A 2,165-nucleotide genomic window follows, 5' to 3' on the forward strand; every position below is an offset into this window, starting at 1 on the left:
AAGGTTCTCATGCTCACAGGGCTAGTCACACTTTCCTTTGTGCCTTGGGGGGAGGCTGACTGGATTATACCAATGTGGTATTTAATCATGGTAGTGGCCCGGGATGTAAGTATCGGCATTGGCTGCGCCATGATTTTGTCACTCAATAAGAAACTAGAGGTCAATCCCCACTGGAGCGGCAAAGCAACTACTATAGCCCAGCTATTTACATTAGGCTGGGTCATGCTAAAAGTCGTACCCTGGTCACCGCTGTATCCAACAATCATTGCAGCAGTGTTGACACTTTGGTCCTCTTGGGCCTACAGCCTCAACTGCATACGGCAGCTCAATCACATAAAGCGCTAACAGCACCCCGCCAGAACATTCACTTCACCCATAAGTACATTTTGAAAACACCAACCATCGCCATCGTAGGCCGCCCAAACGTAGGTAAATCAGCGATCTTCAACAGACTCGCCGAACGCCGTATTGCTATCGTCCACGATGAGCCAGGTGTCACACGTGACCGCATCGCCGCACCGTGCAAAATAACTGACATCCCTTGCGACATCATCGACACTGGTGGTATTGGAATGGAACTTGACGACGGCTTTCACGACCAAGTCACAATAGAAGCTGATATCGCTATGAGCTCGGCCGACATGATTCTTTTCGTGGTGGATGCTCGTGAGGGACTCACTGCCACAGACGAGGCGCTTGCTCAAAAACTCCGCCGAGCTAAGCCACCCGTTTTCCTCATTCTCAATAAAGCTGACCACTTCGAACAAGAACTCATGGTAGGCGATTTTGCCCGTCTCGGACTGGGGGCAGGCCTTGCAATCTCAGCAGCTCACGGTCGCGGCTTTGGCGAACTAGCTGACTTGATCGATACTACCGCCCAGAAAGTACTCGTCGCAGCAAATGACGAAGCAGAGGAAATCGAAGAAGTAGTCACACGTGAAGGTCTCAAGATAGCTATCGTGGGTAAACCCAATGCGGGAAAGTCTTCCCTGATCAATGCTATCCTCCAAGACGAGCGCACCATCGTTTCAGACATAGCTGGCACCACACGTGACGCCATCGATATCCCATACACTTGGGGCGAAGAAAATCACACTCTAATAGATACTGCTGGACTGCGTAAGCGTCAGCAAATGGACACATCCGTAGAAGTATTCTCAGCGATGCGTACGGAGAAATCCATTCGCCGATCTGACATATGCCTGCTCGTAGTCGACCTCGCGGCAGGAATATCCACAATGGACCGTAAGATCGCTAAAATGATCAAAGAAGAGCGCAAACCCTGCCTTATCGTGCTCAACAAGTGGGACCTCTTCCACCCTGGTGGGTCACGCCAAGCACGCCTCGAGGAAGCAATCGAGCTCATCCGCACCGAGCTCTTTTTCCTATCTTGGGCTCCATACGCATGTGTTTCAGCAAAAGAAGGCCAGCACATATCCCAAATCTTCAATCAGATATCTAAGATCCGCCAAGCTGCTAGCAGCCCGATCACAACTGGCCGCCTGAACCGACTCCTCAACGATGCGATCGACGTCAAGCCTCCATCACAGCACAAAAAATACAAGAAGCGTGTCAAACTCATGTACGCTACTGCTGTGGTAAATGATAAGTACACCGCGATCCCAGTTCCGCAGTTCATTCTCTTCGTCAATGACAAGAAACTGATGCACGAGCACTACGAGCAATACCTCTCTAACCGCATCCGAGAGCAACACGACATCCTCGGAGTGCCTATCGTTTTCTCCATACGCTCACGCAACCAATCCAAAGGTGGTGGAACACACAGCGGTGGTGATCTCGGTCGCGCTGCGGACAATAATGAATAAACTCTCTGCTTGTAGTTCCCTCTAGGCTCAGCCCCTATGCTTTTTTGTAGACCTTGGATTCAAACCGGAAGTGCACCGCTTAACTTGAACAACGGCCCAGATGCTGACTAGTATCAGCACTGGCTCCACCGTTCAAAACCGAGCCTGTGCCAAATGACCTATAAACATCTGAGCAGCGAAGAGCGGTATACCATATCTATCCTACGCCGCAAGGGCGAGTCCAACGCATCCATAGTTTCAACGATCGGACGTAACGTCTCAACGATCAGACGAGAGCTGAAGCGTAATGTGTGACCAAGTGGAGGCTACAACTACAACGTCGCTCAGAAACTCTCTGAT

2 protein-coding genes are annotated in these 2,165 nt (G+C 50.6%); both read left to right on the forward strand.

The window, feature by feature from the left end:
* Positions 1 to 345 (forward strand): CDP-alcohol phosphatidyltransferase family protein (locus ABGY95_RS10855; protein ID WP_347441702.1); only part of this gene is annotated, 345 nt, incomplete at its 5' end.
* 41 nt (positions 346 to 386) lie between these two features.
* Complete coding sequence (gene der, locus ABGY95_RS10860) at positions 387 to 1,826, forward strand: ribosome biogenesis GTPase Der (protein WP_347441703.1); 1,440 nt, start codon at positions 387 to 389, stop codon at positions 1,824 to 1,826.
* Positions 1,827 to 2,165 lie beyond the last annotated feature (339 nt).

Origin of the sequence: Rubritalea sp., assembly GCF_039830215.1 — a bacterium.
Lineage (GTDB): Bacteria > Verrucomicrobiota > Verrucomicrobiia > Verrucomicrobiales > Akkermansiaceae > Rubritalea.